Here is a 21,646-nt window from a genome sequence, read left to right as displayed (position 1 = left end):
GAATAACCGCATCAGTATGGAAACGCAGCGTGTAGCGGTCATTATTGAGGACGACAAAGACATCCGCGATCTATTGCATGCGGTGCTTCAGCAGTCCGGTTTTGAAGTCCATGCCAGCCCCACGGGGTCGGAGGGTGTGGAGGCAGTGCGCAGGCACAATCCCGCCGTGGTCACCCTGGACCTGGGCCTGCCGGACATCGACGGTTTTGAGGTCATCCGCCAGCTGCGCCTGTTCAGCGACGCCTACATCGTGATGCTCACAGCCCGCGCCGAGGAACTCGACACCCTGATGGGCCTGGAGGCCGGTGCCGACGACTACGTAACCAAGCCTTTCCGTCCGCGCGAACTGCGCGCCCGGATCTCCGCCATGATGCGCCGTCCACGAAAGGAAGGCGCTGCCGCACCCGGCGCCGGGGAGCCTGCCATCCCTTCCGCTCCGGCGGCCCAGCACGTTGCCCCGGTCTCCGGCTCGCAGTCGGCTGTTCCGGCAGCCACCCCGGTTCCTCCGGAAGGATCGGACGTCTTCCGCCACAACGGACTGGTGCTCGACGCCGGAACCCGCACCACCATGCTGGCTGGACGCCACGTTGACCTCACCCGCACCGAGTTCGACCTGCTGCAGGCGCTGCTCGAGTCCGGCCGCCGTGTGCGCAGCAAGACCGACCTGGTCCGCCGGCTCCGCGGGGAGGAATACCACACCGGGTCCTACATCTCTGAGGCAGACGAGCGCACCGTAGAAGTCCACGTGGGCAACCTGCGCCGCAAGCTCGGGGATGACTCCCGCTCCCCGCGCTGGCTGGAAACGGTCCGCGGCGTGGGCTACCGGCTGGCTCCGGCCGGCGACGTCACGGTCTAGGCTTCCGGCCAGCCCCGGCACGGTCCGGGGGGAAATGCTACGCGCCGCCGGCCAGGGCACGGCCGGACTCGTTGACAGCATCTGTATCGGTGCCTGACGGCAGCGAAACAGAAAAGACTGTTCCTTCCCCTGGTGTGCTCCGCACCGTAATTTCTCCGCCGTGTGCTTCCACAATGCCCTTGCTGATGGCCATGCCCAGCCCGGCTCCGGGAATGCCTGCCCGGCGCACGGCCTCGGTCCGGAAGAACCGGGTGAACATCCCGGCCTGTTCCTCCTCAGTCATACCCAAGCCGGTGTCCTGGACGGTGAAGACGGTCCGGTTCCCGGCGATCTCGCCGCTCACCGTGACCGTGCCGCCGTCGGGTGTGTACTTCACCGCGTTGGAGAGCAGGTTATCCAGCACCTGGCAGAGCCGGTTGGGATCCGCGTACGCGGTAAGACCCGGCGGCACGGCGTTAACCAGCGTTACCTGCCCGGCGCGGGCGCGTGGCCCGGCGGCCTGCAGACGGTCCGCCACGAGTCCGGCCAGCAGCAGCGGGACGGGAGTGATGGTTCCGGAGCCGCCGGCCGTGGCCAGCAGATCCGAGACCAGCTGCAGGAGCCGGTCGCCGTTGCGCTGGGCCACCTGAAGATGGCCTGCAATCCGCTCGGCCGGGGCCTGCGGGTCTGACAACGAGTCCAAGGCCATCTCCAGGTAGCCGAGGATGGAGGTGAGGGGAGTGCGCAGCTCGTGGGAGACGCTGGAGACGAAGTCGTCCTTGCTGCGCAGGGCCTTAACCATGGCGGTGACGTTCGTGGAAGCGATTACCGAGCCCGTGACCCGGCCGTCGTCCGCACGCAGCGTCCTGGCTGAGATGCTCAGTGCCATCCCGCCCTCAGGGCCGCCGGCCCAGATCTGCAGGTCCTTGAAAGAACCCTTGAGCGCGCGCCGTACGGGCAGTTCCTCCGGCGGCACCGGCGTCACGCCGTCGGACTCAAAGATTTTCACGATCCGGCCGGCCATGTCCCGCGCCCGCATCCCGGCGTCGTCCAGGACTATTTGGGCGGTGTTGCGGTGAACGTCCCGGCCTTCTGCGTCCACCACCAGCACGCCGACGCCGATCGCGTTCAGCACCCCGTCCAGCAGTTGGGCGCGGTGCTTGCTGTCCTCCAGCGCGGCCTCGAGCTCAGCGTCCTTGGCCAGCAAAGATTCCCGCCACGTATTCAGTTCAAGCCGCAGGGCGGCGCAGCCGTAGGCCACGGCACCGAGAATCGGAGGCACAAGGATGGGAGCGGCGAGTGATTCGAGTTCCACCGGTCCGTCTGAGGCAAAGACCGGTCCCCAGACAATCACCAGAGAACCCAGCACGGTAAGAACGACGGCGGCGCGCGGAGCCACATTGGACCAGGCAAGCCAGATCACCGGAAAGAGCTGTACCAGGGACACCCCCGTGATCAGCCCCTGTCCGCCCGAGTAGAGGAACCCGATGCCCAGCAGGTCCAGCAGGGGTACGGCCCAGGTGCACCAGGGCGGCAGCTGTCCCCACGGCACGCATCCGGCCACAGCGGTGGCGGCAGCGACGATGCCCAGCCCGGCGAGGACACCGGGGGAGTGGAAAAGCTGGGGAAACAGGACAGTCCAGGCGAGGGCGATGACGCCGAGCGTCGCCACCAGGGGAAGCTGGGCGCACAGCACCTGACGGCGGGGCGAGAGCCGGCCGAACCTTCGGTGGAAATCCAGCGACGGGGGAATATGCCACGTTCTCACCGACATCGGTCCTCTTCCCGCGAGCTGGTTTATTTCAGGTTAAACCAAATGGGCTGAAGGCCTGCCGATGTGCCGGAAGATTACAGAACGTGCAGGGTTTGCCGCAGTTCGTCCATGGTCTCCTGGCCGCACTGTTCGAGCGGTTCCAGCAGAGCAGCCAGGCCGGAACGGTCCTGTTTGCGGACCAGAGCCTGGGCATCAGCCGCGAGCCGGGCGAGGCGCTCGGCGCCGGCCATCTGGCTGGCAGTCTTGATGCTCAGCACCACATCCATCGCTGCCGGAAAGTCCGTGGTGTGAAGGGCGGAAACCAGACGGGAATAGCGGCTGTCCCAGAGCTGGATATAGTCGCCTACAAACTGCTGGCAGGTTCCGGGGCCGAGCTGGTCGCTCAGGTCCCGCAGCGCGCGCACGGAAACAAGTCTCCGGGTGGCGGGGCGGTTATCCAACGCGATCATGCCGCGCAACGGGAAACGGGAGCAGCACCGCAGGCGCGGTTGGCGCGTCCTGCCGGTGTGCTGGGGTGGGGAGACAAGCTGGTCCTCCTGGGGGTGCGCTCCCTTTGTGGAGGAGCCGGGGCCGATCAATACGTAGACACTGACAGGCCAAGCTCAGGAACTGACCCGGCGCAGGCTCAAGATCACGGAAATTTCGATTTCAGCCCCGTAACAACGCGGACGACGCCGGCACCCAGGGCGGGTGCCGGCGTCGTCCGCTGCTGCAGTTACTTAGTCAGCGATGTAGAACAGGCGCTTGTTGACGAACTCGTCCATGCCCAGCGGGCCCAGCTCACGGCCGTAGCCGGAGCGCTTGACGCCGCCGAACGGGATGCCGGCGCCTTCGCCCACGCCGTTGACGTTGGCCATACCCACCTCAAGCTGCTGGGCAACCTTGCGGGCGCGCTCCTCATCGGTGGAGAAGACGACGCCGCCCAGGCCGTAGTCGGAATCGTTGGCGAGCTTGATGGCTTCCTCGTCGCTGCCGACCTTGTAGACCACGGCCACCGGGCCGAAGAGCTCTTCGCGGTAGGCGCGCATTTCCGGGGTGATGCCGGTGAGCACAGCCGGGGCGAGGTAGGAGCCGGGGCCGTCCTGCAGGGTGCCGCCGGCGTGCAGGGTGGCGCCCTTGGAGACGGCGTCCTGGATCTGCTCGGCCAGGCCCTCTGCTGCGGAGCGGGAGGAGAGCGGCCCGTAGGTGCCCTCAGCTGCCTCGGCCGGATCGCCGGGCTTGAGGTCCTTGGCCAGGCTCGTCAGCTCGGCGACGAAGTCGTCGTAGATGTCCTCGGCGACGATCATGCGCTTGTTGGAGTTGCAGGCCTGGCCGGTGTTCTCCAGGCGGGTGGCCCAGGCGTTGGCAGCTGCTTCCTTGACGTCGTCGGTGTCCAGCACCACGTAGGGGTCGGATCCGCCGAGCTCCAGCACTACCTTCTTGAGGTTCTTGCCGGCCAGCTCGCCGATGATGGCACCGGCACGCTCGGAGCCGGTGAGGGAGACGCCCTGGATCCGGGGATCGGCAATGATGTCAGCGATCTGGCCGTGGCTGGCGAAGACATTCTGGTACACGCCTGCGGGCACACCGGCGTCGTCCATGATCTGCTGGATCGCCAGGGCCGACTTGGGGCAGGACTCGGCGTGCTTAAGGACGATGGTGTTACCCAGCATCAGGTTGGGAGCTGCGAAGCGGGCCACCTGGTAATAGGGGTAGTTCCACGGCATGATGCCCAGCAGCGGGCCTACGGGAAGCTTCTGGATGACGGCGCGGCCGCCGCCGATCGCCTTGATCTCCTGGTCCGCGGCCAGCGAGGGGCCCTCGGTGGCGAAGTATTCGAAGATTTCCGTGCAGTACTCGGCCTCGCCTGCGGACTCCGGCAGGGGCTTGCCCATTTCCTCGGTGATGATTGCAGCGAGCTCATCCTTGCGCTCGGTGAACAGCTCCGCGATGCGGGTGACGATCTTGCTGCGTTCCTCGATGGGAACTTCGCGCCAGGAATCGAAGGCAGCCTGCGACGCCGCCAGTGCGTCCTGGATTTCGGCATCGGTGGCCAGGGGGAACTCTTCGCCGGGTTCGCCTGTTGCCGGGTTGATGACCCGGTAGGACTTCGCCGATGTAGTGGAAGCGGTGCTCACGTCCGTACTCCTTACGCATGTATATGGGTGCTTGCCATTCTGCCGGGAAAAGGGTGCTGAGGGAAGAAAATTCCGCATGGTGACGTACTGCAGAGGCTTTCTGGATACGGAATCCGTGGTTTGGGATGGACTTGAGCTTCGGATTGCGCCGATGTTGAGGGGCGCTTGCGGGGGCCTTGAGCTTTGACCGAATGTTTTCGGAACCCTGTGGCTAGACCGCCAAATTCCTTGAGTTCGGCCCAGCAAAGTATTCCTCAGCGGCAGGGAAAACCTTCCCGGGCCGAAAAGTCTCAACCGCCCGACCGGGCGTTGGAATCAGGAACAAGGGGAACACAATGAACAAGATGGCTAAAGGCGCACTGGCAACCGGCGTAGGCGTGGCACTGCTCCTCGGCGGCGGCGGAACGCTTGCTGTATGGAATGACACCGCCAATGCACAGGCCGGAACCATCGCTGCCGGCACCCTGGATCTGAAAGAACCCGCGAAGGGCACTTGGACCAGCAACATCAGCGGCACCGTGGTGGACATCACGACGTACAAGATCGTTCCGGGTGAGACGCTCACCTACACCCAGCAGCTGGATGTGACGCTCGTCGGTGACCAGATGAAGGCCACGCTGGGAATTGACGGCGTGCCTGCCAGCACCTTCGCCAACGGTGACGTCAGGGTTGAAGGTCCCAAGTTCACGGACGCGGGTGGCGTTGTTCTCAAAGACGGCGTGCTGACCCCCGACAATGCCAAAAAAGGCAAGGTGACCGCATCCGCTACGTTCGCCTTCGACGCTGCAAATCAGAGCAGTGTCAATGCGACGGCGAACCTGGCCAACATCGTCTACAAGCTCTCGCAGATGGACCCGAACAAGCGGTCTTGATCCCGCCGCTCCATCCTGTTCTAACCCCTGGCTGTGCGTGGCGCACACGCTCCGCGCACAGCCTGTTCCCCGGAGAGTCATTTCATGAAAAGCACTCGAGTACTGAAAGCAGCAGGACTCGTCCTCGCCGCCGTCGTACTCGGGCTTCTGACCGTCCAGGGGAGCTACGCACTTTGGAACAAAGCCGTTTCCGCAAACGCCGGCACCATCCAGGCAGCCAGCTTCGACGTAGAGATGACGAGTTCGGCCGGTACCTCACTTATGACATTGGACAGCGGTGCCAAAGGCACGGTGCCACTCAACGCAGGTACGGTCAACGCCGGCGCCTCGGCCTTCACCGGAGTGCAACTGGCGAATAAATCCAATGCAGGCGGCCAGTTCACGATTCGGGCCTCGGCCGGCACCCCGATCACCTCCGGCCCCTGGAGAGTCGAACACCGGATTGTTCCCGGAACCGACCCGGCGGCCTGCACCGCCGCAGCGTACAAGGCCTCCACAGCGGACACTGCCGATATCCCCAAAGGCGGGGCCGGCGTGTTCTGCTTCCAGATCAGCCTGGCCGAAACGGCCAGTATTCAAGGTCAGCAAGTAGCTCTGACCGTCCCGCTTGAAGTCGTACAGATAGGTAAGGAACGCTGATGTCAACTGGAAACAGCACCGACGCCCCCATGGTCCGGGTCCTGAAGATGGCCGGCAGCGCCGCCAGCTTCGTGGCACTGTGCTTCGCAGCTCTGGCCGCCCTGGTGCTCGTCGTCGTGCCTCTCCTGACCGGTTCCCAGACCTACTCCGTGCTGACCAGCTCCATGGCACCCAAATACGCTCCGGGCACGTTCCTGGTTGTGAAGCCCACGCCTGTCGACACACTCCAAGTGGGTGACGTGATCACCTTCCAGATTGAATCCGGCAAGCCCACGGTTATCACGCACCGCATCATCGGCATCAGCGCCGGCCAGAACGGCGAACGCTCCTTCACCACCCAGGGTGACAACAACTCAGTTGCGGACGAGTTCCCGGTCCAGGAAGTCCAGATCCGAGGGAAGCTCTGGTACGCCGTTCCCTACGTGGGATTCGTGGCCAACAGCCTGGGCAACAGCGACCGAGGCGAGATCGTCCAGTGGGCTGCCGTCGGGCTGCTCGGCTACGGCGTTGTAGCGATGGTTCGCGGAACCCTGCAGGCCAAGCGCCGCCGCGGGGAGACCCCGGCGTCGTCATCGGAATTCCCCGAGACCCCCGGGACGCCGGAAGTCCTGGATACTCCGGACAGCTTCAGCCCGGTCATCACCGTTCCAACCGGCCACAGCCCGCGGCACCGCGCCGCGCATTCCGATGCCGGTCTGGTTGACGCCCATGACCTGGTCCTCTTCGACTGCGACGACTGCGAACACGGCCATCATCTGGCGACAACTGCGGCCGCAGGCCAAGGCGTCCGGGTCTGATGAATCCTGGTTCCGTAGCCCGCAGCCGCCTCCGGGCCAGGGCTGCCGGCGCGGCAGCCGCAACCGCACTTCTCACTGCCGCCGCGTTTACCGGGGCACCTGCCGCAGCCGCCGACGATCAGTTTCTGCAACTAAGCCTGGACGGCAGCAACTTCGGGTCCACCGCCGCCGGCACTGTTTTTGACAGCGCTCTCCGGTACATACCGGGTGGATCATCCGATGGAACACTCTGGGTCCGGAACGCCGGGCGGGAGCGGGCCCACCTGTCCGTAGCAGCTGTCACCACCGCCATGGACCCGGAGCTTTCCGGGGCACTGGTGCTGGAACGCGCCGTCGACGGAGTTTCCCTCTCAGGACAGCAGCCCCTTGGCGACGCCGGCTCCTGCCTGGACCTGGGAGTCCGTGAACCGCTCGAACCGGGCGAGGCCGTCAAGCTGAGTTTCACGGCCGGGCTGGTGCTCGAAGCCGGCAACCAGACACGAAACAAGCAGGCAGAATTCGATTTTCGGCTGCTGCTGGACTCCGCCGGTCCCGGCGGCAGGTCAGCGTGCAGCGGCGTAAGCCCTGTTCCCGGCAACCCGGCAGCCATGCCCGTCAGCCAGGCTGCTCCGGGTCCGCGGGTTGACCGGAACTCTGCCGTCGCCGTCGTCGCTGGTGCCCCCGCCATGCGGCCCGCCTTCAACGGACCGGCAGCGCTTCCGGCGCCCGGTGTCCCGGGGGTCCTGCCCAAGCGGATCGGCGAGGTGACGGTGCCGGTCCCGGCGTCGTTCATTGAAAGTACAGTGGAACCCATCACCCGAACCCTGGTGGGGGCCCTGCTGATTGCGGTAACTGCCGCGTTTGCCGGCACCGCATACCGGAGGATCAGCACTACCCGAAGGACCTCATGAACGACGAGCGTGACCGCAGCTCCGGCAGGAACGGGGGCCCCCTCGCCCGTCTGCGGGCACTGCCCGGCTCGCGCACGGCGACGGTTGCGTTCGTGCTGACCATCGCTCTGGCGGCCGGCGGGTCGGCTGCCTACGCCTTCTGGAGCCAGCGGGGCGACGCAAAGGTGACAGTGGTGGCTGGTGCGCCTCAAAGCACACCGACTCCGACGCCCGCCCCGACAACTGCACCGACACCGGCTCCCGGAGCACCGGGGGCCGTCACACCGAACATCCAAACCGCGTGGGCAGGCAAGCCGTCGGGGATTACCTGCGGCCGGGTGCAGGTCCAGGAACCAAAGTCCATTGGCCTGAGGGTCTCCTGGCCCAACCTGTCTACCGCAACGAGCTACGTGGTAAGTGTGCAGTCTCTGTCCGCCGGATACACGTATCCCGGGCCGAGCCAGACCGTAGGTTCTCCGCACGCGACCTTCGTCTTCCCGGATGACCGTGCGGTGCAGGAGGCACCCTTCTACACCAGGTATGTCATCCGTGTAATGCCTATGAAGGGAACAACCGGCGGTGATCCGTTGTACCTGACGTTCCAGCATGGTGCCTATGAAACCAACAACTGTTTTGACCCCAGGGACACCGAGCGGAGCGTAGTCCTGTCACCACTGCCGTTCACTGCCCTGACCTGCCGTCTGGCCGCGTTGAACAACACCAGTCCCACGGCTGAGCTGCCGCTGGCCTGGACCCCCGTGCCCGGGGCAACGTCGTATCGGGTGAGTATCCGGCCGGCGGCAGGTTCCTCCCGCACCCATGGCGCCGACGTCGTGACTGCATCCACCTCGGCGTCCTTCCGGTTTCCGATAGCAGATACCACCGGAAAATACGTCGTTCGGGTCCAGCCCATGAACGGCACCTCGGCCGGTGACCCCGCCTACGTCACGTACCGGATGGGCAACATGTATGACCACGGATGCGAAGTTACCGGTGAAACGTTTAGGTAAGTGCCCGGAGCGGGGCTGGTTTCGCTATTATTCTTCGGTGCTGCCTGAGGGTACGCCGGTAGACGCTGAGGTTCCCCCAGACCAGCAATGCGTCGACACTCACTACGGCAGCTCTTACCAGGCTGCCGTCCGAAAGAGGTTGGGGGAGCCATGACCAAAGAACACCGTAATGCCCGCAAAGACGCCGGTGTGCTGGAAAAGTTCCGGCAGCTGCCGGGGTCCCGGATTGCTGCAGCGGCCTTCGCCGTGACTGTTATCGCGGGACTCGGTGCGCCCGCAGCCTGGGCGCTTTGGAACCAGGAAGGGACTGCCGTCATTACCGTGACGGCCGGCAAACCGGTGCCGTCCGTTCCGTCTCCAGAACCCACGTCCACGCCCACGCCGACGCCGCCGGGGCCGACGCCCACGCCCACGCCTTCGGCGCCCACACCAACACCCACGCCTACTGCCGCGCCGGCCCTCCCGGTTCTGCCAACCGCACTGACCTGTTCCCGGGGTCCCGGCGGGGGGAGCAACGGGGGTCGGGAAACCACAATCTCCTGGGCAGCTGCGGGAGCTCCCACGGGGACCTCGACGATTGTGGAGATCATTCTCCTGAGCAAAAACGGGCAGCGGGTGACCGGTTCGCTCAGCTACGCGGTGCCCGGGAGCTCCGGCACCGTCCGCCTGGCAGCGTTCCCCGGAGTTGAGGCGTTCCTGGCTGAAGCCCAGGGCAACAACACGAAGTTCGATGTCTCTGTCCGGAACGCCTGGCTCACCTCCGCGGTCTCGGCACCCACACGGCTTGGGGGAGCGGTAACTGCGGCGGGAGCCCCCTCCGCAGCCCTCACCGTCGGCGGTTTTCAGTACAAGGAAAACGGGGACTGGTTCAACTGTCCCAACGGGACGCATTGACCCGTGGTCAGCGCGAATCCACCAGGGAAGAGAGAGACTACAGCCCCTGCGGGCCCTTGCCGTCCTGGAACACATCGGGGATGCCGTCGTTGTCCGCATCGACCCGCTCAGCCTTCTCCAGAACCGCATAATGGCGGTTGCGGATGGTCAGCAGGATGGACGCCAGGACAGCGGCGAGGACTGATGCAGTAAGGATGGCGATCTTCGCGTCCTCGTGATGAGCAGAGCCCAGTCCGAAGCTGAGGTCGTTGACCAGCAGGGAGACCGTGAAGCCAATGCCGGCAAGGATGCCGATGCCGGTCAGGTCCACCCATTTCACGGCCTTGTCCAGCGTGGCCTTCGTGAAGAAGGTCAGCACCCAGGTGGTCAGCAGCACGCCGATCGGCTTGCCCAGCACCAGGGCAGCAACAATGCCCACGGCTACCGGGTCGGTTAGTGCCCGGCCGAGGCCCTCGATGCCGCCAAACGCAACGCCGGCAGAGAAGAACGCGAACAGGGGAACGGCAAAGCCCGTGGAGATGGGACGGAAGCGGTGTTCAAAAAGCTCGGCCAGGCCGGGCTTGTCCTCGCTGTGGGGGAGCGTTCCTCCGGACGGGTCGCGGCGCAGCACCGGGACCGCAAAGCCAAGCAGCACGCCAGCCACGGTCGCGTGCACACCCGAGGCATGCATCAGGATCCAGACGGCAATCGCCAGTGGTGCGAGGAACACCCAGAATGCCCAGCGCCGGGCGCCGAAGAACCGCTGTCCGCGCTGGACCAGCAGCGTGAAGGCGGCCAGCGGAATGAGCATCAGGCCGAGCATCAGCGGGCTCACGTCTTCGGAGTAGAACAGCGCAATGATGGTGATGGCGATCAGGTCGTCCACCACGGCAAGCGTCAGCAGGAAGATGCGCAGCGCGGTGGGCAGATGGGAACTGATCACGGCCAGCACAGCCAGCGCAAAGGCGATGTCCGTCGCGGTCGGAATGGCCCAGCCGCGTATGCCGTCGGATCCGGTAGCCATCTGTATGCCCACGTAAATCAGGGCAGGGATGATGACGCCGCCGAAGGCAGCGGCCACCGGCACAATCGCCTTGCTGATCTGCCGGAGGTCACCGGCAACGAATTCCTTTTTGAGCTCCAGGCCCACCAGGAAGAAGAAGATGGCCAGCAGCCCGTCCGCGGCCCAGGCACCGACGCTGAGTTCAAGGTGCCAGGGTTCGTAGCCGAACGTGAAATCCCGGATGGCGAAGTAGCTTTCCGACGCCGGGGAGTTGGCCCAGATCAGGGCTGCCACGGTGGCGATGAGCAGCAGGACGCCGCCCACGGTTTCCTTGCGGAGGATGGCTCCGATGCGCAGGTGTTCGTTGTAGCTGGAGCGGCCAAAAAAGACTTTGGTGGATCCTGATGGCTGCGGGTTTGGCTCGTTTGAGGCCATGAATTTAAGGCTCCTAAAAGGTAAGCGGGTACGGCAGATTTCCTGCCGACCAGACTTCCCGGCTCACCTCTCCTACCTTACCGGCGCTGCGGTCCGGGGACCGGACCACAGCACCGAAAAACTAGCCGATAAGGCCCCGGACACCGATCACCGCGGTGGCCAGCGCGAAGATCATCGCAGTGCTGATCATCATCAGGTTGGTGGTCAGGAACCGGGTGGGGGCGCCGTTGGCATCACGTGCCTGCGGGTCCTTCAGGACGCGCTTGAGGAAGACGGGCCAGACGATGATCGACCAGAGACCGGCGATCACCAGGACAAGGGCAAGCGGGGTGGGAAGGTCCACGGAAATACTCCTGCTACTGAGGGGCGGCGGCTAGTTGTTTTCGATCCACTTGCCGGCCTGGGCCGCCTGGATGGTGAGGGCCTTGCCGATCATCGGCTCAGCAGCCTTGGCGATCTTGTCCCCGAGGAAAGGAATGGAAGAGGTAACGGTTCCTTCTACGTCGACGCGGGTGCCTTCAGCCAGCACAACCAGGCGCTGCACGGCGCTGACCTTCAGCGGCACGCCGCCTACTGAGAGGTCAACGGACGCAGTCCGCGAGCCGTCGGCAGCCGGGGCATCCCAGGCTTCCTTCTGGGTGACGGTCAGCGAGGAGCCCACGAGCTTCTTGGCCATGTCCGGCAGGCGGTCGGTGGGCAGCTGGCGCACCGCGGTGAGCGTGAAGGGGCCGGAGGTGTCGCCGTCGACCGTCAGGGAAACCAGGGAGCCGCCAACGTGCTCGCTGATGCTGCGGACAAAACCCTCATCGGTGAAGGTTTTGGTCAGCGTGGCGGCGTCGTAGGGCAGGGTGGTCGAAGCAGACAGGGCCATGGGGTCCTCCGGTAGGGAAATGAGCGGCAGGACCGGTGTTTCAGTACCGGACCCGCCAAACATCCTAGTCGCTCTACCGGTGCAGTCCCCAAAGTCGCCTCGTGCGGCCAAGGTCAGGGAATTCGCACGCACCCGACGATCTGCATGTCTGCGTCCTGCAGCACGACGGAGTCGCCCGAAGCGTTGTCCGGCACTACAAACGGCACAGTGACTGTGGTGGTTGCCGAGCCGTCGGATTCGGTGGTGAAGTCCAGCACCACGTTGGCATTGGGGTTGTCCCCGCTGCCTTGGTGGATGTACGCCGGCCCAAGATCCCCGGGGTTCTCGGCGCACGGGCCCTCGTGCAGCATACCCTGGTACGTGGTGCCCGCCGGGAAGTCCTGGACCTGCATTTCCACGGTGGTGTCCATGTCCGTTCCGGAAATGGTCAGCTCCGTCTCGGCCCCCTCCGGGATCAGGGACTCCCTGTCTTCGGTGGGATACGACGTCGCAATCGCATTCTCGCACCACGGCCCGAAGGCGCCCTCGATCACCCCGCCGTCCAGCGGCGTCGGGGACGTGTCCGGGCACCGGTCGGCGGCGACGGTACGGCCCGGTCCGGCAGCCTGGCAGGACGACGACGTCGCCTCGGGTCCGGATTCGCAGTCACTGGGCAGGGTCCCGGCAGAGGAAGTGGCGTTGTTCGCCGTGTCTTCCTGGTTTCCGGCGTTCGAACAGGCTGCGAAGAAAAGCGAGACCGCGGTCAGTGCTGCGAGCAGGAACAGGGTTTTGCTGGTGAGTCCCGGTGAACGTCCCATGGGGCAGGCCTCCGATGCGCTGGGATGAGGCGGTTCCAGTGATGCACGTGCCATCCAAGCGTGGCAGTCGGGGCGGTGAAAAGCCACAGTCGGTGCCCTCACACGGGCGGGAAACCTAGCCGAATCCGCAGGCTTTGGAAAGGGGGCCTGCGGAAATCGGGCACAGTTCCGCCGGCGCTCTGTTAGGAGGCCAAAACACTGCCGTAGCATCGCGGCACGGCTTGTGCCACGGGGGCGGCGCGCAGCAGGCCATTCATTCACTCGCACTCTTAGTAGGAGAACGATGAAACTCAGTAAATCCATGCGCGGGGCTGCCCTGGCCGCCACCGTTGTCCTCACGCTCTCAGCCGGTGCGCCGGCTGCCTTTTCCGCGGAGCTGAACTCCGGCGGCAAGGGCGGTCAGCACCAGGGGCCAGGGAAGAACCAGCCCGGACACGGCAACGGCAAGCCGGACAAGCCCGGAAAACCCGACAAGCCCGGGAAGCCGGGCCACGGTCCGGGAAAGCCGGGGCATCCCGGCAAGCCGGGAAAGTCCGATTCCGAAAAGCTGCGGGACAAGGTGACCCTCAACGGCGTCTACCGTCATTTGGAGGGCCTCCAGGATGCAGCGGACCGGAATGGCGGAAACCGTGCCGCCGGAACACCCGGCTATGAAGCCGGTGCACAGTATGTGGAACGCCAGCTGCGCAAGGCCGGCTACGAGCCGTTCCGCCAGCCGTTCACCTACGAGCAGTTCGTCCTCAACTCCGAGTCGCTGGAACAGATCTCTCCGAATGCCGCCGAGTACGTGGCCGGAACTGATTACTCGACCATGAGCAACTCCGGCGCCGGCGATGTCACCGCTGAGGTGTCCGCCGTAGACATCAACCTCGAGGGCGACCGGGCGGCGACGTCGGGCTGCCAGGCTGAGGATTTCGCGGACTTCACTGCCGGGAACATCGCGCTGATGCAGCGCGGAGGTGGCTGTTCCTTCGGGGAAAAGGTTGCCAACGCGGCCGCTGCGGGAGCCTCTGCGGCGATTGTTTTCAACCAGGGCGACTCGACCGAACCCGGAGACCGCTTCGGCCTCATCAACGGAACGGTGGGCGACGAGCGGGCAGCGATCCCCGCCGTCGGCGCCACGTTTGCCCTCGGCGAGTCACTGGCCGCAACGGAAGGGGCCATCCTGCGTCTGGTCGTCGACTCCGAGGTCCGGGAGACAGAGACATTCAACGTCATTGCCGACACCCCCAAGGGAGAACCGACCCGCCAGGTTGTCGTCGGCGCGCACCTTGACTCCGTCGCGGAAGGCCCGGGCATCAATGACAACGGCAGTGGAACCGCAGCCGTCCTCGAAACGGCCATCCAGCTCGGCAAGACAGGCAAGTTCAAACTGGAGAACCAGATCCGGTTCGCCTTCTGGGGTGCAGAGGAAGACGGGCTCCTGGGCTCGCAGCACTATGTTGACCAGCTGGATGACGCGGGCGCTGCGAACACCCTCCTTAACTTGAACTTCGACATGCTCGGTTCCACGAACTTTGTCCGGTTTGTCTATGACGGTGATGGCGACGCCTTCGGGGATACCGGTCCCGTCGGCTCGGACGTCATTGAAGGGGTCTTTGAGGACTACTTCGTCTCGCAGGGACTGACAACGGCCCCTACTGAGTTCGACGGCCGGTCAGACTACTTCGCGTTCATTGACCGGGGCATCCCCGCCGGCGGTCTCTTCACCGGTGCGGAAGGCATCAAGACGGAAGAGGAAGCAGCGCTCTTCGGCGGAACGGCCGGCGAGCCCTACGACCCCTGCTACCACGCAGCTTGTGACGACCTGGGGAACATCAGCAAGCAGGCCCTGGAGGAGATGTCGGACGCGGTGGCCCACACCACGCTGACCTTCGCCCAGACTGATGCGGATATCCGCGGCGGAGCCGGGGTCTCCTCGGCCCGTGCCCTGCCGTCGGCTCCGGCAAGCTCCGGTCCCGCCTATAAGGGCCACGAGGCCCTGCGCTAAGAGCAACTCTCGCACCCACTAGGGAAGGCCGTCCGCAGGAAACTGCGGGCGGTCTTTTCCTTTGCCCGGCGTCCGCTCGTCCCCGAAATGGCAGAAACTGCACGTATGACCCCCTCTAACGTGCAGTTTCTGTCATCTCGAGGGGGAGGAATTCGCCCTCAGCGGTATGCCCCGTGCGGGGAACCGGGCAGCGGGTAGGCTGGAATTACCTACCCGGGGTTGATTGCCAGCTTCGGGTTCTTGCGTTGCCTGCCCTGAAGGAGATACCCCCGCAATGAGCCTGAACGGTCTGCGCGCCGCCCTCACCGAGGACAAGTCCTACTCACGCCTGAAGGCACACGCCGCGCGGGGTCCGGCCCAGCGCAGCCAGGACCTGGAGATCGGTGCGCCGCAGGGCATGCGGGCTGCGCTGCTGGCGGAAATGGTGGACGGGCTGGCCGAAGCGCACGACGGCGCTGCGGGGGACACTGCGGGCAACCCGCCGGTGGTCCTGGCCGTCACTGCCACCGGGCGTGAAGCCGAGGACCTCGCCGCGGCGCTGCGCAGCTACCTGCCGCTGGCCGGCATCGAGGAGTTCCCCAGCTGGGAGACCCTGCCGCACGAGCGGCTATCACCCCGCTCGGACACCGTCGGCCGCCGGCTCTCCGTCCTGCGCCGGCTCGCGCATCCGGAAAACGATCCCATTCAAATCGTCGTCGCGCCGGTCCGCGCCGTCGTGCAGCCGCTGGTCAAGGGCCTGGGCGACCTGCAGCCGGTATCCCTGGCGGTAGGGGATGAACGCCCGTTCGACGCCGTCGTCAAGGCGCTCGCCGACGCCGCCTACGCCCGCGTGGACATGGTCTCCCACCGCGGCGAGTTCGCCGTGCGAGGCGGCATCCTGGACGTCTTTCCGCCCACCGACGACCACCCCATCCGCATCGACTTCTTCGGCGACGAGGTTGACTCGATGCGCTGGTTCGCCGTCGCCGACCAGCGCACGCTCACCGGCGAGCACGTGGTCCACCCCAAAGAGCTCTACGCCCCGCCGTGCCGCGAACTGCTGATCACCCCGGACGTGATGAGCCGGGCCGCGAAACTGCAGAGCCAGATGCCCGCCGCCGCGGACATGCTCGAGAAGATCGCCGGCGGCATCGCCGTGGAAGGCATGGAATCCCTGGCCCCGGTGCTGGTGGATGAAATGGTTCCGCTGATGAGCCAGCTCCCGGCCGGCTCCATTTCCGTAGTCATCGAACCCGAGAAGGTCCGGGCCCGCGCCCACGACCTCGAATCCACCAACGAGGAATTCCTTGCCGCTGCGTGGGCCACAGCGTCCGACGGCGGTGCGGCGCCGGTCGATCTCTCCGCCGGCCTCAGCGCGGACCTGGAAGCTGCCAGCTTCCGTTCCCTGACGGACACGCGCTCCGCGGCGCTGGCCAACGACGTCGCGTGGTGGGCCATCACCTCCTTCAATCCGGACGACGAAACCGTCCTGGACATCGACACCCTGACGATCAACGCCCGCGAACCGCGCGGCTACAAGGGCGACGTCGCGGAGATGATGGACTTCATCGGCTCCCGCATCAAGGACCAGTGGCGCCTCGTCGTCGTCACCGTAGGGCCCGGCCCGGCCTCCCGGCTGGCCGAACTGTTCCACGACAATGACATTCCCGCCGCCCGCGTGGAGTCCCTGGACTCCGAACCGCAGCCGGGGATCATCGAAATCACCACCGCCAGCGCCGGGCGCGGCTTCGTCTTCGACAACCTGAAGATGGGCCTGCTGACCGAGGCGGACCTGCTGGGCCGGGCGAGCACCTACTCCACCCGGGACATGCGCAAGATGCCTTCCCGCCGGCGCAACGCCGTCGACCCCCTGCAGCTGCAGGAAGGCGACTACGTGGTGCACGAACAGCACGGTGTGGGCCGGTTCAAGGAACTGCTGCAGCGTGCCACCGGCGCCGGGGTGAACAAGACCGTGCGCGAGTACCTGGTGCTCGAGTACGCGCCGTCCAAGCGCGGGGCGCCGGGGGACCGGCTGTTCGTGCCCACGGACCAGCTGGACCAGATCACCCGCTATGTGGGCGGGGAAACTCCGGTGCTGTCCAAGATGGGCGGCTCCGACTGGGCGAAGACCAAGTCCAAGGCACGCAAGGCCGTCAAGGAAATCGCCGGGGAACTGATCCGGCTCTACTCCGCACGAATGGCGTCCAAGGGCCACGCCTTCGGGCAGGACACCCCGTGGCAGCGTGAGCTGGAAGAAGCGTTCCCGTACGTGGAGACCCCGGACCAGCTGACCACCATCAACGAGGTCAAAGCGGACATGGAGCGTGAAGTTCCGATGGACCGCCTGGTCTCCGGCGACGTCGGCTACGGCAAGACCGAGATCGCGGTGCGGGCCGCGTTCAAGGCCGTGCAGGACGGCAAGCAGGTGGCGGTGCTGGTGCCGACGACGCTGCTGGCCCAGCAGCACATGGAAACCTTCTCAGAACGGTTCTCCGGCTTCCCGGTCCGCGTTGCCACGCTCTCCCGCTTCCAGACCGCCAAGCAGGCCAAGGAAGTGATCGAGGGTGTGCTGAACGGGTCCGTGGACGTCATCATCGGCACGCACCGGCTGCTCTCGCAGGAGGTCCAGTTCAAGGACCTCGGTCTGGTGATCGTGGACGAGGAGCAGCGATTCGGCGTCGAGCACAAGGAAGCGCTGAAGAAGCTGCGCACCAACGTGGACGTGCTGGCGATGAGTGCCACCCCGATTCCGCGAACCCTTGAGATGTCCCTGACGGGCATCCGGGAAACCTCAACGCTGGCCACTCCGCCGGAGGAGCGGCACCCGGTGCTGACCTACGTGGGCCCGTACACGGACAAGCAGGCCTCGGCCGCCATCCGCCGCGAACTGATGCGCGAGGGCCAGGTCTTCTTTGTGCACAACCGGGTGTCCTCGATCGACCGGACCGCCGCGCACCTGCAGGAGCTGGTCCCGGAAGCCCGCATCGCCGTCGCGCACGGGCAGATGAGCGAGGCGAAGCTTGAGCAGATCATCGTGGACTTCTGGGAGAAGCGCTTCGACGTGCTGGTGTGCACCACCATCATCGAAACCGGCCTGGACATCTCCAACGCCAACACCCTGATTGTGGACCGGGCGGACCACTTTGGCCTGTCCCAGCTGCACCAGCTGCGCGGGCGGGTGGGCCGTGGCCGGGAACGGGCGTACGCCTACTTCCTGTACCCGTCGGAGAAGCCGCTGGGCGAGGTGGCGCTGGAGCGGCTGAAGGCCGTCGCCGCCCACAACGAGCTCGGCGCCGGCATGCAGCTGGCCATGAAGGACCTCGAGATCCGCGGTGCAGGCAACCTGCTGGGCGGAGAGCAGTCGGGCCATATTGCCGGCGTCGGCTTTGACCTGTACATCCGGCTGGTGGGTGAGGCAGTGGCGGACTTCCGCGGCGAGGCCGAGGAGAAGGCAGCCGAGATGAAGATCGAGCTGCCGGTCAACGCGCACCTGCCGCACGACTACGTGCCGGGGGAGCGGCTGCGGCTGGAGGCCTACCGCAAGCTCGCCTCTGCGCTCACGAACGAGGCGATCGACGAAGTCCTCGCAGAGCTGGTGGACCGCTACGGCGAGCCGCCGCAGGAGGTCAGGAACCTGATCGACGTCGCCCGGTTCCGGGTGGATGCCCGCGCTGCGGGGCTGACCGACGTCGCACTCCAAGGCAACTTCATCAAGTTCTCACCGGGTGACCTGCCCGAATCCCGTGTGATGCGCCTGCAGCGGATGTACCCGGGTTCGCAGGTGAAGCCGGCGCTGAACGCGATCCTGATTCCCAAGCCGAAGACGGCGAAGATCGGTGGCCGGGACCTGCAGGACGCCGAGATGCTGCAGTGGGCGCACCAGGTGCTGGACGCGATCTTCAAGGAGTAGGCGCGATGTAGGGTCAGGACATGCCGGACGCGATCTTCTCCCACCCCAGGTGCGCGCGCGTGTATGACGCCCTCGAAGGCGGCCGCAGCGACCTGGACACTGGGTTCAGGTGACCGGCGTCGACGGTGAGCTGGTGACGTTCGAGTCGCCCACGGTTTTCCGCGCCGACGGCGAACGGGTGGAGTCCACGAGCACCCTGCGGTTCCGGTCCCGGTCTGGGCTGCGGTCCACCCTCGCGGAGGCCGGGTTCACCAGGGTCGAGATCCGGGAGCTGCCGTACGCGCCAGCCCGTGGCTGGCTGGTGCTGGCGCGGGTCTGACCGGCCTGCGGGGCATCAGCGCAGGTCGAACGGTGCTTGGCCATGTGAACCCGGCGAACGGGCGGACGTCCTGTGTGGCAATACCGTCCTTCAGAGGTGTGCCCATTCATCCTGTGTCGCAATACGGTCGTTTAGAGGGTCGGATAGCAGCGTTATTGCAGCACAGGATCCCCAGAAGTGCTCAGAGGGACGTTACTGCGACACAGGATGTGCCGCGGCCGGTCCCGCCCGCCCCACCGGGCACCTTCTCGGCTCCTAGCCCACTTGGCTAAAGTGTCGTTCTTGCCCGGGGCAGGTGTTCCGGGGCGTACACGGAGAGGATGATCGCGTGGAAACAAGGGCAAGCCAGCCCCGGATCGCACCCTATGACCCGGTGTACCGGGATGCGCTGCTGGACCTCTCAATCCGGGCCTGGGAGCCGGTTTTGCAGCTCCAGAAAAACGAAGTTCCCGGGTTCGTCTTCCGTGCGTTCTATCCGAACGGCTGGCAAAACCGCCAACGCAGCGATCTGGCCGAGGTACTCGACGGCGAGCCGCAGAACATCGACGTCGCACTGGATGGCGGGAAACCGGCGGGATGGGTGTGCACACGACTTCATCCCGGGGACAGCATGGGTGAGATCTATGTCCTGGCCGTTGACCCCAGGTTCCAGCGCAACGGAGTCGGACGGGCGCTGATGGAGCACTCATTCGCCAGGATCCGCAATGCAGGAATGGTGATGGCCATGGTGGACACCGGCGACGACGGCGGGCACGCCCCGGCCCGGCTGGCCTATGAAGCCATGGGGTTCGAGCGCTGGCCAGTAGCGCGCTATTTCAAGGACCTCAACCGCTGACCGCGCTCATGCCGGCCGGCAACCCTCGGGGAGATGACGTCCTATAGCGTGGTTCCCGGTCAACTCTCGGGGAGATAACGTCCTTAATCGGCTCCCGTGACAGCGTTATCTCCCCGAGGTTTTTGGGGAGCGGTCTAGCACCAGCCGGTCCCCGGCGGGCGCAGCGCAGAAAAAGCGTGCCTCCTTCGGGAGGGGGAATAGGCCGAAGGAGGCACGCAGTTTAGAGGCCGGCAGCCCCAAGCCCCCAAATAGGGAGACACCAAAAGGGACGCCGGCAACGCCGCTAGGAGTCGAACCCCATGCCGACGGCGTCCATGAGCTTCAGCCACGGACCGCGCTTACCCTGCCGGCGGTCCGAGCGGACCATGGCAGCGGTAGTGATCTTCACGCCCAGCCAGGCAACGGGCTCCGGCGGGAAGGGCAGCGGCAGCTTGCGCACCAGCTCCAGGGAAGTCCGCCGGGTGGGAGAGCCGGAGAGCAGGTCCAGCAGCACGTTGGCAGCAAAGCGGCTGGCACCGACACCCAGACCGGTGAAACCGGCCGCGTACGCCACCCGACCGCCGTAGGCCTTCATAAAGAAGGAGAAGAACCGGCTGCAGGTATCGATCGCCCCGCCCCACTTGTGGCTGAAGCGGATGCCTTCGAGCTGCGGGAAGGTTGCCAGGAAGTGAGCGGCCAGGCGGCGGAAAGATTCCTCGCTCTGGTCGTACTCCGGCTTCATGCTGCGTCCGTAGTGGTACGGCGCATCGTAGCCGCCAAAGAGAATCCGGTTGTCCTCGGTTAGGCGGTAGTAGTGGAACCGGTTTGAGACGTCGTCCAGCCCCTGGCGCCGCGACCAGCCGATCGATTCGAGCTGTTCCTCGGTCAGCGGCTCGGTCATCAGCGCGTAGTCGTAGACCGGCACGGTGTGCAGCCGTGCACGGCGAAGCAGCGACGGGAAGACGTTGGTCGCCAGAGCAACCTTCGACGCCGAGACAGTGCCGCCGTCGGTCTTCACCTCGACGCCGTGGCCCGACTTGGCCAGCGACCGCACCGGGGAGTGCTCGAAAATCTGCACACCCAGCTCCAGGCAGGCGCGCTTCAGGCCCCACGCCAGCCGTGCCGGATCGACCAGGGCGCTGCCCTTTTTGTTCCACGCCCCGGCCAGATACAGCGGGGACTTCACCTCGGCCTGGACCTTGTCCCGGTCGAAGAACTCGGTGCCGTCATGGGCGGCCTCCTCGCGCAGCCAGTCAACCTGGTGCGGTTCGGTGGCCAGCGCGAGGGTGCCGTTCCACTCGAAGCCGCAGTCGATGCCGTAGCGCTGGATGGTTTCGGCGAATTCGGCGAGGTTCTCGTCGCCCATCTCCTTGAGCAGGTCCACCTCCTTGGGCAGGTGCTTGACCCCGTTGCTGTAGCCATGGGTCAGGCTGGCGGAGACAAAGCCGCCGTTGCGGCCCGACGCCGCCCAGCCGACTTCCTGTCCCTCCAGGAGGACCACGGTGGTGGATGGGTTGCGTTCCTTGGCCAGCAGCGCGGTCCACAGGCCGGTGTACCCTCCGCCGACCACCACGAGGTCAGCGGTCATTGGCGCTGCCAGCAGAGGCAAGGGAGCGGGACGTTCGGGGCGGTCCAGCCAGTAGGTGGTGGGGGAGGCATCGGACAGCGCTGCGGTGACGGCGGCGGCCGGGATGCGCTTCTCGGCCAGGTCGTAGGCGGTTGGGGTAGTGCGGGGCACGGTA

19 protein-coding genes are annotated in these 21,646 nt (G+C 65.7%); 11 read left to right on the top strand and 8 right to left on the bottom strand.

Annotation, left to right across the window (positions count from 1 at the left end):
* Positions 1-16 precede the first annotated feature (16 nt).
* Positions 17-856, top strand: a complete 840-nt coding sequence (locus ACWGQ2_RS00635) for a response regulator transcription factor (protein WP_452013235.1) — start codon at positions 17-19, stop codon at positions 854-856.
* 37 nt (positions 857-893) lie between these two features.
* Here ACWGQ2_RS00635 and ACWGQ2_RS00630 read toward each other — a convergent pair whose 3' ends face one another.
* From ACWGQ2_RS00630 to ACWGQ2_RS00620, 3 genes are all read right to left on the bottom strand, one after another.
* Positions 894-2,603, bottom strand: coding sequence for a sensor histidine kinase (locus ACWGQ2_RS00630; protein ID WP_452013232.1), 1,710 nt, complete (start codon positions 2,601-2,603; stop codon positions 894-896).
* 80 nt (positions 2,604-2,683) lie between these two features.
* Positions 2,684-3,013, bottom strand: coding sequence for a hypothetical protein (locus tag ACWGQ2_RS00625; protein ID WP_452013229.1), 330 nt, complete (start codon positions 3,011-3,013; stop codon positions 2,684-2,686).
* Positions 3,014-3,328: 315 nt separating this feature from the next.
* On the bottom strand, positions 3,329-4,726 hold the full coding sequence (locus ACWGQ2_RS00620; protein WP_452013227.1) for an NAD-dependent succinate-semialdehyde dehydrogenase: 1,398 nt from the start codon (positions 4,724-4,726) through the stop codon (positions 3,329-3,331).
* A gap of 344 nt (positions 4,727-5,070) precedes the next feature.
* Between ACWGQ2_RS00620 and ACWGQ2_RS00615 the strand changes: the two genes are divergently transcribed.
* From ACWGQ2_RS00615 to ACWGQ2_RS00590, 6 genes are all read left to right on the top strand, one after another.
* On the top strand, positions 5,071-5,598 hold the full coding sequence (locus tag ACWGQ2_RS00615) for an alternate-type signal peptide domain-containing protein (RefSeq protein ID WP_452013225.1): 528 nt from the start codon (positions 5,071-5,073) through the stop codon (positions 5,596-5,598).
* 84 nt (positions 5,599-5,682) lie between these two features.
* The gene (locus tag ACWGQ2_RS00610; protein ID WP_452013222.1) at positions 5,683-6,237 is read left to right on the top strand and encodes a hypothetical protein; all 555 of its coding nucleotides are present in this window, start codon (positions 5,683-5,685) and stop codon (positions 6,235-6,237) included.
* The gene (locus tag ACWGQ2_RS00605; protein ID WP_452013220.1) at positions 6,237-7,034 is read left to right on the top strand and encodes a signal peptidase I; all 798 of its coding nucleotides are present in this window, start codon (positions 6,237-6,239) and stop codon (positions 7,032-7,034) included. The genes ACWGQ2_RS00610 and ACWGQ2_RS00605 overlap by 1 nt, the downstream gene beginning before the upstream one ends.
* Positions 7,034-7,924 (top strand): hypothetical protein, encoded by an 891-nt coding sequence (locus ACWGQ2_RS00600; protein WP_452013218.1) that lies wholly within the window; start codon positions 7,034-7,036, stop codon positions 7,922-7,924. Before ACWGQ2_RS00605 ends, ACWGQ2_RS00600 begins: the two co-directional genes overlap by 1 nt.
* Positions 7,921-8,913 (top strand): hypothetical protein, encoded by a 993-nt coding sequence (locus tag ACWGQ2_RS00595; protein WP_452013215.1) that lies wholly within the window; start codon positions 7,921-7,923, stop codon positions 8,911-8,913. The genes ACWGQ2_RS00600 and ACWGQ2_RS00595 overlap by 4 nt, the downstream gene beginning before the upstream one ends.
* A 150-nt stretch (positions 8,914-9,063) precedes the next feature.
* Entirely contained in the window at positions 9,064-9,807 is a 744-nt protein-coding gene (locus ACWGQ2_RS00590) for a hypothetical protein (RefSeq protein WP_452013213.1), read from the top strand.
* Positions 9,808-9,844: 37 nt separating this feature from the next.
* Here the strand turns inward: ACWGQ2_RS00590 and nhaA are convergent, their stop codons facing one another.
* The 4 genes from nhaA to ACWGQ2_RS00570 form a co-directional block, all read right to left on the bottom strand.
* Entirely contained in the window at positions 9,845-11,224 is a 1,380-nt protein-coding gene (gene nhaA, locus ACWGQ2_RS00585; protein WP_452013210.1) for a Na+/H+ antiporter NhaA, read from the bottom strand.
* A gap of 121 nt (positions 11,225-11,345) precedes the next feature.
* The gene (locus tag ACWGQ2_RS00580) at positions 11,346-11,567 is read right to left on the bottom strand and encodes an SCO4848 family membrane protein (RefSeq protein WP_452013208.1); all 222 of its coding nucleotides are present in this window, start codon (positions 11,565-11,567) and stop codon (positions 11,346-11,348) included.
* Positions 11,568-11,597: 30 nt separating this feature from the next.
* A complete protein-coding gene (locus tag ACWGQ2_RS00575) occupies positions 11,598-12,095 on the bottom strand; it encodes a DUF2505 domain-containing protein (RefSeq protein ID WP_452013206.1) in 498 nt (165 codons plus the stop codon).
* Positions 12,096-12,208: 113 nt separating this feature from the next.
* Positions 12,209-12,892: a hypothetical protein gene (locus ACWGQ2_RS00570; protein ID WP_452013203.1), complete on the bottom strand. Its 684-nt coding sequence runs from the start codon at positions 12,890-12,892 to the stop codon at positions 12,209-12,211.
* 283 nt (positions 12,893-13,175) lie between these two features.
* On the opposite strand from ACWGQ2_RS00570, the gene ACWGQ2_RS00565 reads away from it, so the two are divergent.
* The 4 genes from ACWGQ2_RS00565 (at position 13,176) to ACWGQ2_RS00550 (ending at position 19,925) form a co-directional block, all read left to right on the top strand.
* A complete protein-coding gene (locus ACWGQ2_RS00565) occupies positions 13,176-14,882 on the top strand; it encodes a M28 family metallopeptidase (protein ID WP_452013201.1) in 1,707 nt (568 codons plus the stop codon).
* A 274-nt stretch (positions 14,883-15,156) separates the two neighbouring features.
* The gene (gene mfd, locus ACWGQ2_RS00560; protein ID WP_452013198.1) at positions 15,157-18,771 is read left to right on the top strand and encodes a transcription-repair coupling factor; all 3,615 of its coding nucleotides are present in this window, start codon (positions 15,157-15,159) and stop codon (positions 18,769-18,771) included.
* Positions 18,772-18,880: 109 nt separating this feature from the next.
* Positions 18,881-19,090, top strand: a complete 210-nt coding sequence (locus ACWGQ2_RS00555; RefSeq protein WP_452013196.1) for a hypothetical protein — start codon at positions 18,881-18,883, stop codon at positions 19,088-19,090.
* A 328-nt stretch (positions 19,091-19,418) separates the two neighbouring features.
* Positions 19,419-19,925: a GNAT family N-acetyltransferase gene (locus ACWGQ2_RS00550; RefSeq protein ID WP_452013193.1), complete on the top strand. Its 507-nt coding sequence runs from the start codon at positions 19,419-19,421 to the stop codon at positions 19,923-19,925.
* A 283-nt stretch (positions 19,926-20,208) separates the two neighbouring features.
* Here the strand turns inward: ACWGQ2_RS00550 and ACWGQ2_RS00545 are convergent, their stop codons facing one another.
* Complete coding sequence (locus ACWGQ2_RS00545) at positions 20,209-21,642, bottom strand: NAD(P)/FAD-dependent oxidoreductase (protein ID WP_452013191.1); 1,434 nt, start codon at positions 21,640-21,642, stop codon at positions 20,209-20,211.
* Positions 21,643-21,646 lie beyond the last annotated feature (4 nt).

Source organism: Arthrobacter sp. NPDC055585 (assembly GCF_053619115.1).
Note: the sequence above shows the minus strand (reverse complement) of the source record. Positions and strands in the feature narration are given on the sequence as shown.

Coding starts and splice junctions, on each gene's coding strand:
- ACWGQ2_RS00575 (WP_452013206.1), bottom strand. CDS start 12,095: ATGGCCCTGTCTGCTTCGACCACCCTGCCCTACGACGCCGCCACGCTG.
- ACWGQ2_RS00590 (WP_452013213.1), top strand. CDS start 9,064: ATGACCAAAGAACACCGTAATGCCCGCAAAGACGCCGGTGTGCTGGAA.
- ACWGQ2_RS00605 (WP_452013220.1), top strand. CDS start 6,237: ATGTCAACTGGAAACAGCACCGACGCCCCCATGGTCCGGGTCCTGAAG.
- mfd (WP_452013198.1), top strand. CDS start 15,157: ATGAGCCTGAACGGTCTGCGCGCCGCCCTCACCGAGGACAAGTCCTAC.
- ACWGQ2_RS00615 (WP_452013225.1), top strand. CDS start 5,071: ATGGCTAAAGGCGCACTGGCAACCGGCGTAGGCGTGGCACTGCTCCTC.
- ACWGQ2_RS00610 (WP_452013222.1), top strand. CDS start 5,683: ATGAAAAGCACTCGAGTACTGAAAGCAGCAGGACTCGTCCTCGCCGCC.
- nhaA (WP_452013210.1), bottom strand. CDS start 11,224: ATGGCCTCAAACGAGCCAAACCCGCAGCCATCAGGATCCACCAAAGTC.
- ACWGQ2_RS00600 (WP_452013218.1), top strand. CDS start 7,034: ATGAATCCTGGTTCCGTAGCCCGCAGCCGCCTCCGGGCCAGGGCTGCC.
- ACWGQ2_RS00595 (WP_452013215.1), top strand. CDS start 7,921: ATGAACGACGAGCGTGACCGCAGCTCCGGCAGGAACGGGGGCCCCCTC.
- ACWGQ2_RS00635 (WP_452013235.1), top strand. CDS start 17: ATGGAAACGCAGCGTGTAGCGGTCATTATTGAGGACGACAAAGACATC.
- ACWGQ2_RS00570 (WP_452013203.1), bottom strand. CDS start 12,892: ATGGGACGTTCACCGGGACTCACCAGCAAAACCCTGTTCCTGCTCGCA.
- ACWGQ2_RS00565 (WP_452013201.1), top strand. CDS start 13,176: ATGAAACTCAGTAAATCCATGCGCGGGGCTGCCCTGGCCGCCACCGTT.